The organism is Streptomyces xiaopingdaonensis (assembly GCF_000262345.1).
Classification (GTDB): Bacteria; Actinomycetota; Actinomycetes; order Streptomycetales; family Streptomycetaceae; genus Streptomyces; species Streptomyces xiaopingdaonensis.
In genome coordinates this window covers 1-414 of the sequence record NZ_AJTQ01000203.1, presented here as the reverse complement: position 1 = coordinate 414, position 414 = coordinate 1, and the positions used below count along the sequence as shown (strand labels likewise).

Genomic DNA, 414 nt, shown 5'->3' with positions numbered 1-414 from the left:
GTTCCTGCCGCAGCGGCTCGACGTCCTCGACGACGCCGCGAGCCTCGCCGCCAACGTCGCTCGCGCCGCCCCCGACGTCCCCGAGAACCAGATCCGCGCCCAGCTCGCCCGCTTCCTCTTCAAGGGCGCCCGCGCGGAGCAGCTCGCCGGCACGCTCTCGGGCGGTGAGCGCTTCCGCGCCGCTCTCGCCGCGACGCTCCTCGCGTCGCCCGCGCCGCAGCTCCTCCTCCTCGACGAACCCACCAACAACCTCGACATCGCCAGCGTCCGCCGGCTCGCGACCGCCCTCGACTCGTACGAGGGCGCCCTCGTCGTCGCCGCGCACGACCTGGCGTTCCTCGAATCGATCGGTGTCACACGGTGGTTGCTCGTCGGAGACGGGCTCCGCGAGACCGACGGGGAGGAGGTGCGGGC

General features: G+C 73.9%; 1 protein-coding gene. It reads left to right on the top strand.

The genetic code is table 11. The annotated features are described in order from the left end of the window. Window positions 1-414: AAA family ATPase (locus UWG_RS30225; RefSeq protein ID WP_033196189.1), on the top strand; the 414-nt coding region annotated here is incomplete at both ends.